The sequence below is a fragment of the Streptomyces sp. NPDC048002 genome (genome assembly GCF_040653275.1).
In the GTDB taxonomy this organism is placed as follows: domain Bacteria; phylum Actinomycetota; class Actinomycetes; order Streptomycetales; family Streptomycetaceae; genus Streptomyces.
Genome location: NZ_JBEZNL010000007.1, coordinates 178,838 through 192,585 on the forward strand (window position 1 = coordinate 178,838; position 13,748 = coordinate 192,585).

Sequence of the window (13,748 nt, forward strand, 5' to 3'; positions counted from 1 at the left end):
GCGTCAGGGCTTGGGCAGGACGCACCCGGTGGCGCTCAGGTCCAGCTTGTTGTCGATCCCGAAGCAGGCGGGGAACTGGTGGGTCTGCTGGGCGTAGTTGATGCCCTGGCGGACCGTGACGTTCCCTGCCGCGTCGACCTCGCAGGGGTTGTTGACGGTGCAGCTCTGGCCGTCCTCGTTGCCGGTGTTGTTCACGGCGACGACCCGGCCGGTGGCCCGGTCGAGGACGGGCGAGCCGGAGGTGCCGCCGATGGTGTCGCAGGCGGAGGTGTAACGGAGGGAGTCCTTCCAGGTCCAGCCCCCCTCCTTCAGGCGGTACGCGAAGCCGTCGACGGAGCAGTTGTAGATCCGCTTCCAGTAGCCCGAGACGACGCTGATGGCGGTGCCGGTGACGGGGCGGGTGTCGTTCAGGGTGAGCGCGCTGATCCCGTACGAGGAGCTGATCTGCGCGTAGGTGCGGGTGAGCTGGTAGATCGCGGCGTCGGTGTCGGTCATCGTCGCGTAGGCGATCTTGCTGGCGCGCAGGGTGGCGACGCGGGTGCCGGCGGAGTTGAGCAGCCCGAAGGAGCGGGTGGACGCCCGGTCGACGACGACCTCGCCGGGTTCGGGGAATCCGCCCTCCAGGCAGTGGCCGTTGGTGAGGACGAGCGCGGGGTCGTCGGCCTCGGAGTCGGGCATCCGGACGACCGAGCCGGAGCAGTTGCTGAGCGACACGGTCCCGGCGAAGTCGACCGCCTGGATCGCGGGTGCGGCGCTGTCGGCCCGTTCGGGAGCGGCGGCCGCGGGTGCCACGCCGGCCCCGGCGGTCGCCAGGGCGATGAGCGCGACGACGAGAGGCTTTCTCATGTGGGGGTCCCCTCTTGCGACGAAGGCGACCGGAGATCTTCCGGTCACCCGCTGACGAGCCGGACGTGGACATGCCACGGCAGACTTGTCATGCGCATTGTTATGTGAGGGGCCTGTGGGAACAAGGAGCCGTTTCCGGCCACGCGAGGCAGGGCCCCGGACCCGGCGACAGGGGCTCCCCCGGCGCGGCGACCACCGATACCGCCGCAAATCACCCGTCTCACGTGGTGGAAAACACGGCCCAAGGGGCGTTACCGGGCCGTAAGCTCCCTGACATGCAGGTGATCCAGTCGACCAAGCTCGCCAATGTCTGTTACGAGATCCGGGGCCCGGTTCTCGAGGAGGCCATGCGGCTTGAGGCGGCGGGCCACCGCATCCTCAAGCTCAACACCGGCAACCCGGCCGCCTTCGGGTTCGACTGCCCGCCGGAGATCCTTGAGGACATCCTGCGGAACGTCTCCTCCGCGCACGGCTACGGCGACGCCAAGGGGCTGCTCGCGGCCCGCCGCGCCGTCGTCATGCACAACCAGACCCTCGGCATCGAGACCGACGTCGAGCACGTCTTCATCGGCAACGGCGTCTCCGAGCTGATCGTCATGGCGATGCAGGGCCTCCTCGACGACGGCGACGAGGTCCTCGTACCGTCGCCGGACTACCCGCTGTGGACCGCGGCCGTGTCGCTGTCCGGGGGCACGGCCGTGCACTACCGCTGCGACGAGCAGGCCGACTGGACGCCCGACCTGGCGGACGTGGAGCGGAAGATCACCGACCGCACCAAGGCGCTGGTGATCATCAACCCGAACAACCCGACGGGCGCCGTCTACGACGAGGCCGTGCTCAAGGGGCTCACCGACATCGCCCGCCGGCACAACCTGCTGGTCTGCTCCGACGAGATCTACGACAAGATCCTCTACGACGGCGCCACCCACACCCCGACCGCGGCCGTCGCGCCGGACCTGCTCACCCTCACCTTCAACGGCATGTCGAAGGCGTACCGGGTCGCGGGGTACCGGGTCGGCTGGATGGCCATCTCCGGGCCGCGGGCGCACGCCGACTCCTACATCGAGGGCCTGACGATCCTGGCCAACATGCGGCTGTGCGCCAACATGCCGGGGCAGCACGGGGTGGTCGCCGCGCTCAGCGGACGGCAGACCATCAACGAGCTGGTGCTGCCGGGCGGCCGGCTCAAGGAGCAGATGGACGTCGCCTACGACCTGCTCACCCAGATCCCCGGCGTGAGCTGCGTACGGCCCAAGGGGGCGCTCTACCTCTTCCCGCGCCTGGACCCGAAAGTCTTCAAGGTCAAGGACGACCGGCAGCTCGTCCTGGACCTGCTGCGCCGCGAGAAGATCATGGTGGTCCAGGGCACCGGCTTCAACTGGAGCGAGCCCGACCACTTCCGGGTGGTGACCCTGCCGACCGCGGGGGACCTCAGGGACGCGGTGACCCGGATCGGGAACTTCCTCGACGGCTACGGCCAGCCCTGACCGGTGATTCCGGGGACGACTCAACTTTAGACGAAATCTAAGCTAGGATGGCTTCCTGTCAGCACAGGAGGCCATCCCCATGTACGAACCGATCCGCAGCAAGTCGGTCCACAGCACGATGGCCGGCACCACCTCCGACTTCCCCCACCGGACGCGCGAGGAGGAGCTGGACATCCAGCTGGCGGGCCATCTCGCCGCGCTGCTCGCCGTCACCGACGAGCTGCGCGCCCTGGCCCCCACACCCGACCTGGACACCGCGGCCGACCGGCTCGCCGAGCAGGTGACCCGGCTGCGCGGCGGCCTGGTCCGGGCCGTGCCCTCGGGCGAGGCCCGCGAGCCGGCCGCACTGCACCGGCGGGCCCACGCGCTCGCCGGACGCGCCCTGGTCGTCGCGGCCTCCCGCGCCGACACGGCGGCCGCGATCCTGTCCGCCGAGCGCATGGACGCCCACGCGAAGTCCCTGGACCCCCGCGAACTCGCGTCCCACTGAGCCCCGCCCCAGGGCTCACCCCCGAACGGCCCCGGTCCGCGTGCACCCGCAGCGACGCGCGTACCGGGCGCCATGACCGTCAGTAGCCTGAGCGGCATGGGCATGGACTACGCGAAGATGCGCGTGATCGCCGAGAAGCTCGAGTCCTTCGCCGAGCGGCTCGAAGGTGCCTGGAGCGTGGAGATCGGCCCCTCCGGACCGGTCCTGGCCATGGCACGCCGACCGACCCGCCACGAGGGCACGATCCGGCGCATCTGCGAGCAACTGGACCAGCAGCTCTCCACGACGCACCCCGGTCACGTCTGTGCCAACGGCCCCGAGATCGAACACCCGGCGATCGGACGTATGCGCCTTCCCGACGCGGTCGTGATCCCGGTCGAGGTCCTCGACGAGGAGGGCCTGGCCGTCGACGCCACGCGGGTCCTCGCCGTCGTCGAGATCGTCTCGCCGTCCAACCCCGACAACGACTACGTCGACAAGCTCGCCGACTACCCGGCCATGGGCATCCCCCCACTACCTGATCGTCGACCCCCGCAACGGAACCGTCCAGGTCTACTCCGAGCCCTGGGGGGACCGCTACCGGCACCACGATCCCTATATCTACGGGGACCTGGTGCCCTTCGGCCCCTGGCAAGTGGAAACCACCGATTTCCGGCGCTACGGCAAGGCGGGGGACGTCACGGAGTGAGCCTCGGCCGGAGGCTGCGGTTCCCGTTGTGATCCGGGTCGGGGGCTTCACCCTTCGTTCATGCGCGACACCCTGGAACGTCCCCTTCCGAGAGCACGCTCCCCCGCGTGAGACGCATCATGGGAATCGTCCTCGCGGTCCTGCTGATCGGCGGCGTGGTGGCAGCCGTCGTGGCGGGCCGGGAAACCGGGGACAAGGGCACGGCAACGAAGACCGTGCAGGCAGTCATCGGATCGGAGAAGGCCGAGTTCTTCGCCGATCCCGACGTGGTGGAAGCCCTCGCCGCCAAGGGCTACACCGTGCGGACCGAGACGTCCGGGTCCTGGGCCATGGAGGGACTGGACCTGGAGGGGTACGACTTCGCGTTCCCCTCCGGCAAGGCCCCCGCCGACGAACTCGCGGCCAAGTACGAGGTGCGCCAGCCCCTGCCGCGCCCCTTCTACTCGCCGCTGGTCGTCGTCGCCCACCGCTCCGCGGCCGAGGTGCTCGCCGCGAACGGCCTGGTCGCCCTGGACGGTGAGCACCGCGGCACCCTCAGGATGGACGCCTATCTCGACGCGGCCCGCGCGGACCGGACCTGGCAGCGGCTCAAGGGCGCCGAGAAGTACGGGGAGCTGACCGGCACCCTGTACATCGCCTCCACCGACCCCGAGACCTCCAACTCCGGCGCCCTCTACCTCGCCGCGGCCTCCTACGTCGCGAACGGCGGCCGGGTCGCCGCGAGCGGCGGGGACGTCGACGCGACCGCGCCGCTGATGCGGAAGCTGGTCAGCGTGCAGGGCGCCCAGCAGTCCAGCTCGGACGCGGCGTTCCGGGACTTCGTCAGCGGCGCCGGCAACCCGCTGGTCCTCGTCTACGAGTCCCAGGTCGCGGCGCTGCTCGGCCAGGGCCAGGGGGTGGACGACCTGACCGTCCTGTACCCGGACACCACCGCCAACAGCGACCACACCGTCGTACCGCTCACCGAGGAGGGCCGCGCACTGGGCGAACTGCTCGGCTCCGACCCGGAGTTGCGCAGGCTGGCGGTCCGGCACGGATTCCGGCCGCAGGGCACCAACGCCGAGTTCACCGCGGCCACCGCCGCGCACGCGGCCTACCTCAACCAGAAGCTCGCCGGTGTCCGGCAGGCGCCCGTGCCCACCTCCGAGGTGCTGCACGACATGGCGCGCCGGGCCGGTTCCTAGGGGGAGAACACACATGACCGAAGACACCTTCACGCTCACGCCGCCCGAGGCCGTCGCGCCCGTGCCCCGGGAGAAGGCCGGCGGGCTCGTCCCCGTCGACGAGGGCGTCCGGGCGGGCATCGCGCAGAAGGCCGCCGACTACGTCCGGTCGCTCGCCGTACTCGACGCCCGCTCCCCGGAGTTCGCCGGCAAGGTCGGCGAGATCACGGCGCTCGGCGCGGGCGAGATGCGCAGCGCCGCCGCGCAGTCCAACCGGATGCTGGAGCGGACCGTCCGCAGCCTGCCCGACCAGGGCGGCGACGCCCAGTCGCAGGTCGCGGGGTCGCTCGTCGCACTGCGCCGGGTGATCGAGGACCTGGACCCGCGGGACCTGCCCGCGTCCAAGGGCCGCAAGTTCCTCTCCCGGCTGCCCGGCGGCAACAAGCTGCGCGACCACGTCGCCAAGTACGCCTCCTCGCAGACCACGCTGAACCGGATCGTGGGCTCGCTGCGCGGCGGGCAGGACGAACTGCGCCGGGACAACGCCGCGTTGCAGACCGAACGGGTCCGCCTGTGGGAGACCATGGGCAAGCTCCAGGAGTACGTGGTGCTCACCGAGGCCCTGGACACGGCCGTCGAGCAGCACATCGGCGGTGTCGGGGACCCCCAGGCCGCCGACACGCTCCGCGCCGACGTGCTCTTCCCGGTCCGGCAGAAGCACCAGGACCTGCTGACCCAGCTCGCGGTGTGCGCCCAGGGCTACCTCGCGATGGACGTCGTACGGCGCAACAACGAGGAACTGATCAAGGGCGTCGACCGGGCCGCCACGACCACCGTCTCGGCGCTCCGGATCTCCGTGATGCTGGCCTCCGCGCTGGACAACCAGAAGAAGGTCATCGAGCAGGTCAACGCCCTGCGCGGCACCACCGAGGACCTGGTGCGGGCCAACGCCGAGATGCTCTCCACGCAGAGCGGGGAGATCCAGCGGATCGCGGCGGACCCCGCGGTCGGCGCGGAGACGCTGCGGTCGGCCTTCCAGCAGATCTACCGCACCCTCGACGCGATCGACACCTACAAGGTCCAGGCGACCGAGGTGATGGCCACCACGGTGGAGAACCTGACGGCCGAACTCCAGCACGCCTCGGTCTACTTGGAGCGCAGCCGCACCCAGGGCGCCCTCGAAGGGGGGCTCGGATGAGACGTACCGCCCTCCGGCGCACCGCCGCGCTGCTCTGCGCGGCCCTGTTCGCCGCCGCCTGCACCGCCGAGGACGGCAAGGACCCCGAGGCCCCCGAGCCCGGCACCCTGCGCGTCCTCGCCTCCAGCGAACTCGCCGACATGACCCCGGTCCTGGAACGCGTCGAGCAGGACACCGGCATCCGGGTCGAGGCCACGTACACCGGCACCCTGGACGCCGTGGAGCTGCTGGCCGGGGGTGGGACGGACGGGAAGTACGACGCGCTGTGGCTGTCCTCCAACGACTATCTGCGGCTGCGCCCCGAGGCGGCGCGGAAGGTCGTCTCGGAGACCCCGGTGATGAGCAGCCCGGTCGCCATCGGCGTCCGGCAGCGGACCGTGGACAAGCTCGGCTGGAAGCCCGACCGGGTCACCTGGTCGCAGGTCGAACAGGCCGTGCGGGACGGGCGGTTGACGTACGGCATGACCGACCCGGCGCGCTCCAACTCCGGCTTCGCCACGCTGGTCTCGGTCGCCTCGGCGCTCTCCGGCGCCCAGTCGGCGCTGACCGACGAGGACGTCTCGGCGGCGAGCGGCCGGCTGAAGGAGTTCTTCGGGGGCCAGCGGCTGACCTCGGGCTCCTCGGGCTGGCTGGCCACGGCCTACGAGCGGCGCGAGGACGTCGACGCGATGCTGAACTACGAGTCCGTCCTCATGGGCGTTCCGGGCCTGACCGTGATCCGCCCCGGCGACGGTGTCGTCACCGCCGACTACCCGATCTCCTCGCTCGCCTCGACGGACCCGGCCACCCGGGAGAAGGTCCGCCGGCTGACGGAGGCCCTGCGCCGCCCGGACATGCAGCAGGAGATCACCGACCTCACCCACCGCCGTCCGGTCGTCGCCTCGGTCTCACCCGGCGCGGGCCTGGACCCCGGACGCAGGCGCGAACTGCCCTTCCCGGGCAGCCGTTCCGTCGCCGACGGCCTGCTCGACGCCTACGAGAACGACCTGCGCCGCCCCTCCCGGACGGTGTACGTGCTGGACACCTCCGGCTCGATGGAGGGCGACCGCCTGACCGGGCTGAAGTCCGCCCTCACCGACCTGACCGGTGACTTCCGGGAACGGGAGGAGGTGACGCTGATGCCGTTCGGCTCGGCGGTGAAGAGCGTGCGGACGCACGTCGTGGACCCGGCCGATCCGCAGGCCGGACTGCGCGCGATCCGCGCGGACACCAAGGCGCTGACCGCCGAGGGCGACACCGCGATCTACACCTCGCTGCGGGAGGCCTACGACCACCTGGGCGCCGGGCGGGACACGTTCACCTCGATCGTGCTGATGACGGACGGCGAGAACACCGCGGGCGCCCGGGCCGGCGAGTTCGACGCCTTCTACGCCGGGCTCGACGCCGAGCGGCGCCGCACACCCGTCTTCCCCATTCTCTTCGGCGACTCCGACCGGTCCGAGCTGGAGCACATCGCCGACCTGACCGGTGGCCGCCTCTTCGACGCCCGGCAGGGTTCGCTGGACGGCGCCTTCGAGGAGATCCGTGGCTATCAGTAGGTATCTGGAGTCCCGCAAGAACATCGCCGGCAGTGTGTGCGGGCTGGCCGGGCTGGGGCTGACCTTCACCGGGGTGGCGGGCCCGTACTGGCCGGTCGTGGTGGCGGGACTGTACGGCGCGGGTGCGCTGATCGCACCGCCGGAGCGGCCCGCGCCGCCCGATTTCCCGGATCCGACGGCCCAACTGGACGAGCTGCGCGCGGACTTCGAGAAACTGGGCGAGTACCTGGCCGAGGTGGAGCTGGCGCCGGCCGCCGCGGGCCGGCTCACCGAGCTGACGGACCTGCTGACCGCGCTGCTCGCGCCGGGCTGGGCCACCCAGCTCCTCGCCCAGGACCCGGAGGGGCTGCACACCCTGTCCCGGGCGGTCCGGCAGGACCTGCCCGAGGCGGTCGACAGCTATCTGCGGGCCAGGTGGTGGACGCGGCTGACCCCGGGCCAGGAGCCGCCGGAGCGGCATCTGGAGCGGCAGCTCGGTGTGCTGCGGCAGGAGGCGGAGCGCCTGGCGGCGAGCCTGCGGGACGCGGAGGCCCGCCGCCAGGAGACCCACACCCGGTACCTGGAGGACCGGGGCGGGGGTGAGGGGATCAGCGTGTGACGGTCACCGTCACCGAGGCCGTGGCGGCCTGGTGCAGGTCGTCACCGGGCCAGCTCACCGTGTAGGTGTTGGCCCGGCGGGCGCGCGGGATGTCGTTGATGGTGAAGGTGCCGTCGGCGGCGACCGTCACCGACGACAGCGTGCCGGTGCCCTGGCGGTCGGTGCGCTGCACCCTCAGCACCGCGCGCTCCGGCAGCGTCTTGCCCTGGGCGGTGAAGGTGCCGGTCAGTTCGACGCCGGTGCTCAGGGACGCCTCAGCGGGGCCGGTCAGCGCGATGGCGGTGGGCGCCTTGCCGACGGACACCGTGCGGGTGACGTCGGTGGCCGGGCGGTGGGTGAGGTCGCCGAGGTAGGAGACGGTGTAGGCGGCCTCCCCCACCAGGTCGGGCTCGTCGAGGAGGGTGTAGGTGCCGTCCGCCTCCACGGTGAAGGGGCCCAGGTCGCGGGTGCCGGTCGCGTCCGTGCGGGTCGCGCTCACCTTCAGGGGCTCGGCGGGCACCGGTCCGTCGTGCTCCAGCCGGCCCCGCACGGAGAGCGGCTCGCCCGCGACGGCCTGGGCGGGGCTGTGGGTGAGGGTCTCGCCCAGCCGGACGTCGTACTGGACGGCCGGGGGCTGGATGACGTGCAGCCAGTACTGGGTGCCGGCGGTGTTGGTGGTGACGGTGAAGAGCCGGGAGCCGTCGGCCGACCACTCCATGCCGCGCGGCGCCACCCGGTCGCCGTCGAGGGCGCCCTCGAAGACGAACTCCAGCGGGGCGGTGGATCGCCCGGATCGGCGGGCTGCACCAGCAGGTCCGGGGTGGCGCCGGTGGCCGCGGAGCCCCGGGCGACTTACTTGCCGTCCCCGCCGAAGGCGACCGCGGAGGCGGTGGCGCCGGCGGGCAGGGCCGGGTAGCCCTCGGCGGCGTCGGAGAGGTCGGCGGTGTTCAGCAGCCGGTGCCCGTAGGCCGCGTCGGCGAGGGCGACCTTCTCGCCGTCCGCGGAGAACGACAGGTCCTTGAGGTTCAGGGCGCCCTTGCCGTCGGCGTCGGCGAAGCGGCGGGTAGTAGTCGGTGCGGGCGTGCTGTATTCAACTGTGCCCCCCCACAGGCTGTGTTGAGGGTCCCACGGGATGCGTGAGACACCTGTAAAGGGCGTGAAACATTCGTGAAGATCGGCATCGCAAGCAGGAAACGCCGTAGTTCCAGGGGCAGTTGGGCGGATTCCCTCGTTCTACGGGCGGTGGCGGCAGCACGGCCCCGCACGCCGTTGTGCGGGGCCACGGTTCGTGACGATGTGCCGCCACCCGCGGCCGGCCGTGACGATCACTGGTCAGGGCTCCCATCGGGCCGGCCGCGGGGGATCTCGGGGTGGGCGGGGCCCACCGGTGGGCGTCAGCCCAGGCGCGCCACGAGCGCCCGGTACTCGTCCCACAGTTCCTTCGGGGTGTGCTCACCGAAGGTGTTGAGGTGCTCGGGGACCAGCGCCGCCTCCTCGCGCCAGACCTCCTTGTCGACCGTGAGCAGGAAGTCCAGGTCGGACTCGGCCAGTTCCAGGCCCTTGGTGTCGAGCGCGTCCTTGGTCGGCAGGATGCCGATCGGGGTCTCGACGCCCTCCGCCCGGCCCTCCAGGCGCTCCACGATCCACTTCAGGACCCGGGAGTTCTCGCCGAAGCCCGGCCAGACGAACTTGCCCTCGTCGTTCTTGCGGAACCAGTTGACGTAGTAGATCTTCGGGAGCTTCGAGGCGTCCTTGTCCTTGGCGACCTCGACCCAGTGGCCCATGTAGTCGCCCATGTTGTAGCCGCAGAACGGCAGCATGGCGAAGGGGTCGCGGCGCAGCTCGCCGACCTTGCCCTCGGCGGCGGCGGTCTTCTCGGAGGCCACGTTGGCGCCGAGGAAGACGCCGTGGTTCCAGTCGAAGGACTCCGTCACCAGCGGGACGGCGGTGGCACGCCGGCCGCCGAAGAGGATCGCGGAGATCGGCACGCCCTTGGGGTCCTCCCACTCGGGCGCGATGATCGGGCACTGGGCGGCGGGGACGGTGAAGCGGGCGTTGGGGTGGGCGGCGGGGGCCTCGGCGGACGGGGTCCAGTCGTTGCCCTTCCAGTCCGTGAGGTGGGCCGGGGTCTCCTCCGTCATGCCCTCCCACCAGATGTCGTTGTCGTCGGTGAGGGCGACGTTGGTGAAGACGGAGTTGCCCCACAGGGTCTTCATGGCGTTGGCGTTGGTGTGCTCGCCGGTGCCGGGCGCGACGCCGAAGAAGCCGGCCTCGGGGTTGATGGCGTACAGCCGGCCGTCCTCGCCGAACCGCATCCAGGCGATGTCGTCACCGATGGTCTCGACCGTCCAGCCGGAGATCGTGGGCTCCAGCATGGCGAGGTTGGTCTTGCCGCAGGCGGACGGGAAGGCGGCGGCGACGTACTTGGCCTCCCCGGAGGGCGGGGTCAGTTTCAGCACGAGCATGTGTTCGGCGAGCCAGCCCTCGTCGCGGGCCATGACGGAGGCGATGCGCAGGGCGTAGCACTTCTTGCCGAGCAGGGCGTTGCCGCCGTAGCCGGAGCCGTAGGACCAGATCTCGCGGGTCTCGGGGAAGTGGGAGATGTACTTCGTCGAGTTGCACGGCCACGGCACGTCCTGCTCGCCGGGGGCCAGCGGGGCGCCGAGGGTGTGGACGGCCTTGACGAAGAAGCCCTCCTCGCCCAGCTCGTCGAGGACGGGCCGGCCCATGCGGGTCATGGTGCGCATGGAGACGGCGACGTAGGCGGAGTCGGTGATCTCGACGCCGATCGCGGACAGCGGCGAGCCGAGGGGGCCCATGCAGAAGGGCACCACGTACATCGTGCGGCCCTTCATCGAGCCGCGGAACAGGCCCTTCTCGCCCGCGAAGATCTCCCGCATCTCGGCGGGGGCCTTCCAGTGGTTGGTGGGGCCGGCGTCGGCCTCCCGCTCGGAGCAGATGAAGGTGCGGTCCTCGACCCGGGCGACGTCGGTGGGGTCGGAGGCCGCGTAGTAGGAGTTCGGGCGCTTGATCGGGTCGAGCTTCCGGAAGGTTCCCTTCTCCACGAGCTCCCCGCACAGGCGCTCGTACTCGGCCTCGGAGCCGTCGCACCAGACCACGTTGTCCGGCTGGGTCAGTTCGGCGATCTCGTTGACCCACGAGATCAGTTCCTGGTGGTGGGTGGGAACGACGGAGGGAGCCGCGTTGTCGCGCGCCACGATTGCTCCTTGATGAGGGATTTTTGGTTGGAGGCCCCGTGGGGGCTGCGACCCGAATGCTTGCCAGAGGGGTACCTGGCGCTCATCCGGTGCCGACCGCACTCATTTGATCATCCGACGGTCGCGCCCATATGTCCAGAGGGCGTCACAGGTGAGCGAACGTGAGGATGGCCACGTCCGCTTCAGAGCGAGGTCACACGGCCGTCAACTCCCATGAGACGATGGCCACTCTGTGTGCCGCACTGATATGTAACCTACGGTTCCGTAGGTACGATTCGGCCATGACTGCGTCCGTCCCTGACGCGCCCGTGGACCTGCCCGCCGCCGGCCGCGGTCCCGTCGCGCCTTCCCTGCCGCAATTCGTCAAGCCCAAGCTCCGGGGCTGGCTGCACCTGGGCATGTTTCCGGCCGTACTCGTCGCCGGCCTGGTGCTGACCGCCCTCGCCGACTCCTCCCGGGGCCGTGTGGCCTGCGGGATCTACGTCCTCACCGCCTGCCTGCTGTTCGGCGTGAGCGCGCTGTACCACCGGGGTGACTGGAGCCCGCGGATGGACGGCATCCTGCGCCGGCTGGACCACGCCAACATCTTCCTGATCATCGCGGGCACCTACACCCCGCTGACCATGCTGCTCCTGCCCGGCGCCAAGGGTCAGTGGCTGCTGTGGGGCATCTGGGCGGCGGCCGCCGCGGGCATCGTCTTCCGGGTCTTCTGGGTCGGCGCCCCGCGCTGGCTGTACACGCCCTGTTACATCGCGATGGGCTGGGCGGCGGTGTTCTTCCTGCCCGACTTCATGCGCACGGGCGGCATCGCGGTCCTGGTCCTGGTGATCGTCGGCGGACTGCTCTACAGCGCGGGCGGCGTCATCTACGGCATCAAGCGCCCGAACCCCTCACCCCGCTGGTTCGGCTTCCACGAGGTCTTCCACTCCTTCACCCTGGCCGCCTTCGTGGTCCACTACGTCGGCATCTCGCTGGTGGCGTACCAGCACGCCTGAGCCGTCCCGCCCGCACCGGGGCCACGGTCCGTGCGACCGTGGCCCCTCTCCGTGTCCGCCCACCCCCGGCCGGTGCCGGACAATGAGCCGTATGACGGCCGCACGCAGCACCACCACCGCCGGTCCGGCCCGGCCGGGACTGCGCGAGCGGAAGAAGATCAGAACCAGGGCGGCGATCCGCGCGGCGACGTACGCGCTCGTCCGCGAGCAGGGCTACGACGCCACGACCGTGGAGCAGATCGCCGAGCGTGCCGAGGTGTCCCCCTCCACGGTCTTCCGCTACTTCCCCGTCAAGGAGGACATCGTCCTGCCCGACCGGCCCGGCCCGGTCCTGTCCGCGGAGATCCGCGAGCGCCCGGCCGACGAGCCCTGGCGCGACGCGCTGCGGCACGTCCTGGAGCGGGCCGTCGACCGCGCCCTGGCGGAGGACCCCGAGGTGCTGCTGCTGCGGTCGCGGCTGGTGGTCACCGTGCCGGCGGTCCGCTCCCGGCTGCTGGAGTCCCTCTCGGTGACCGGGCGGGCGCTCAGCGGGACCCTCGCCGAACGCGGCGGCCTGGATCCGGACGGCCTGGAGGTCCGCGTGCACACCATGGCCCTGGTCGGCGGAGTCACGGAGGCCGCCCTGTACTGGGCCGAGCACGGCTTCCGCGACGACCCGACCGTGCTGCTGCGCCGCGCCCTGGACGTCCTGGAGCAGGGCCCGCCCGGAAAAAAGCCCTGAGCCGGAGCCCCTCCCCCATGGCATCCTGACCGCGTGACCGCAGCGGAGATCCACCTCGAAGTAGCCCCCGAACTGGCCCTGTTCGTCCCGCACGGACGGCGGACGGGCGTCACCGCGCTCACCACCGACGGCGTCTCCTCGCTCGGCCACGTCGTGGAGTCCCTCGGCGTACCGCTCACCGAGGTCGGCACGCTGGAGGTGGACGGCCGCGAGGTACCGGTGTCGTACGTGGCCCGCCCCGGGGAGTCGGTCCGGGTACGGGCCGTCCCGCGCCCCCAGGAGGTCCCCGGCGCGCCCCTGCGCTTCCTGCTCGACGTCCATCTGGGCACCCTCGCCCGGCGCCTGCGCCTCCTCGGCGTCGACGCCGCCTACGAGTCCACCGACATCGGCGACCCGGCCCTCGCGGCCCGCTCGGCGGCCGAGCGGCGGGTCATGCTCAGCCGCGACCGGGGCCTGCTGCGGCGGCGCGAGCTGTTCGCCGGGGCGTACGTCTACAGCACGCAGCCGGAGGAGCAGCTCCGGGACGTCCTGGAGCGGTTCCGGCCCGAGCTGCGGCCGTGGACCCGGTGTACCGCCTGCGGGGGGCTGCTGAAGCCGGCGACGTTGGAGGACGTCGCCGATCAGTTGCACGACGGGACGCAGCGGAATTACGACGTGTTCGCCCAGTGCGGGGAGTGTGGGCGGGCGTACTGGAAGGGCGCGCACCACGATCAGCTTGTCGCGATCGTGGAGCGCGCCCTTGCGCTCCGCGCGGAGCGGTGGTGACGGGCGGGGGCCGCGGGAAGCTGCGGCGCCGTCGTGGCTGGTCGCGCCCACGCGGCGGAGCC

Annotated in this window: 13 protein-coding genes; 10 read left to right on the forward strand and 3 right to left on the reverse strand. The window is 71.4% G+C overall.

All coding sequences use genetic code 11. The features are described 5' to 3' along the window. Nucleotides 1–3: 3 nt before the first annotated feature. A complete protein-coding gene (locus AB0E07_RS12840; protein ID WP_362249502.1) occupies nucleotides 4–846 on the reverse strand; it encodes a serine protease in 843 nt (280 codons plus the stop codon). 275 nt (nucleotides 847–1,121) lie between these two features. On the opposite strand from AB0E07_RS12840, the gene AB0E07_RS12845 reads away from it, so the two are divergent. From AB0E07_RS12845 to AB0E07_RS12875, 7 genes are all read left to right on the forward strand, one after another. Beyond that, on the forward strand, nucleotides 1,122–2,333 hold the full coding sequence (locus AB0E07_RS12845; RefSeq protein WP_362249506.1) for a pyridoxal phosphate-dependent aminotransferase: 1,212 nt from the start codon (nucleotides 1,122–1,124) through the stop codon (nucleotides 2,331–2,333). Between the two features lie 79 nt (nucleotides 2,334–2,412). Further along, nucleotides 2,413–2,823, forward strand: coding sequence for a hypothetical protein (locus AB0E07_RS12850; protein WP_362249509.1), 411 nt, complete (start codon nucleotides 2,413–2,415; stop codon nucleotides 2,821–2,823). A 72-nt stretch (nucleotides 2,824–2,895) separates the two neighbouring features. Continuing rightward, a complete protein-coding gene (locus tag AB0E07_RS12855) occupies nucleotides 2,896–3,543 on the forward strand; it encodes a Uma2 family endonuclease (RefSeq protein ID WP_362249512.1) in 648 nt (215 codons plus the stop codon). Nucleotides 3,544–3,618: 75 nt separating this feature from the next. Further along, nucleotides 3,619–4,695 (forward strand): hypothetical protein, encoded by a 1,077-nt coding sequence (locus AB0E07_RS12860; RefSeq protein WP_362249515.1) that lies wholly within the window; start codon nucleotides 3,619–3,621, stop codon nucleotides 4,693–4,695. Nucleotides 4,696–4,708: 13 nt separating this feature from the next. After that, nucleotides 4,709–5,872 carry a toxic anion resistance protein gene (locus tag AB0E07_RS12865; protein ID WP_362249518.1) on the forward strand — a complete coding sequence of 388 codons (1,164 nt, stop codon included), beginning with the start codon at nucleotides 4,709–4,711 and terminating at the stop codon, nucleotides 5,870–5,872. Continuing rightward, entirely contained in the window at nucleotides 5,869–7,410 is a 1,542-nt protein-coding gene (locus tag AB0E07_RS12870; protein ID WP_362249521.1) for a VWA domain-containing protein, read from the forward strand. The genes AB0E07_RS12865 and AB0E07_RS12870 overlap by 4 nt, the downstream gene beginning before the upstream one ends. Beyond that, on the forward strand, nucleotides 7,397–8,008 hold the full coding sequence (locus AB0E07_RS12875; protein WP_362249523.1) for a hypothetical protein: 612 nt from the start codon (nucleotides 7,397–7,399) through the stop codon (nucleotides 8,006–8,008). Before AB0E07_RS12870 ends, AB0E07_RS12875 begins: the two co-directional genes overlap by 14 nt. Here the strand turns inward: AB0E07_RS12875 and AB0E07_RS12880 are convergent. Both AB0E07_RS12880 and AB0E07_RS12885 read right to left on the reverse strand, forming a co-directional pair. Continuing rightward, nucleotides 7,998–8,705, reverse strand: coding sequence for a hypothetical protein (locus tag AB0E07_RS12880; protein WP_362249526.1), 708 nt, complete (start codon nucleotides 8,703–8,705; stop codon nucleotides 7,998–8,000). The two genes, AB0E07_RS12875 and AB0E07_RS12880, sit on opposite strands and share 11 nt — an antisense overlap. A gap of 676 nt (nucleotides 8,706–9,381) precedes the next feature. After that, on the reverse strand, nucleotides 9,382–11,205 hold the full coding sequence (locus AB0E07_RS12885; RefSeq protein WP_362249529.1) for a phosphoenolpyruvate carboxykinase (GTP): 1,824 nt from the start codon (nucleotides 11,203–11,205) through the stop codon (nucleotides 9,382–9,384). 281 nt (nucleotides 11,206–11,486) lie between these two features. On the opposite strand from AB0E07_RS12885, the gene AB0E07_RS12890 reads away from it, so the two are divergent. The 3 genes from AB0E07_RS12890 (at nucleotide 11,487) to AB0E07_RS12900 (ending at nucleotide 13,686) form a co-directional block, all read left to right on the forward strand. Next, on the forward strand, nucleotides 11,487–12,200 hold the full coding sequence (locus tag AB0E07_RS12890) for a hemolysin III family protein (RefSeq protein WP_362249531.1): 714 nt from the start codon (nucleotides 11,487–11,489) through the stop codon (nucleotides 12,198–12,200). A gap of 91 nt (nucleotides 12,201–12,291) precedes the next feature. Further along, a complete protein-coding gene (locus AB0E07_RS12895) occupies nucleotides 12,292–12,921 on the forward strand; it encodes a TetR family transcriptional regulator (RefSeq protein WP_362249534.1) in 630 nt (209 codons plus the stop codon). A 33-nt stretch (nucleotides 12,922–12,954) separates the two neighbouring features. After that, on the forward strand, nucleotides 12,955–13,686 hold the full coding sequence (locus AB0E07_RS12900) for a Mut7-C RNAse domain-containing protein (RefSeq protein WP_362249537.1): 732 nt from the start codon (nucleotides 12,955–12,957) through the stop codon (nucleotides 13,684–13,686). Nucleotides 13,687–13,748: the final 62 nt, after the last annotated feature.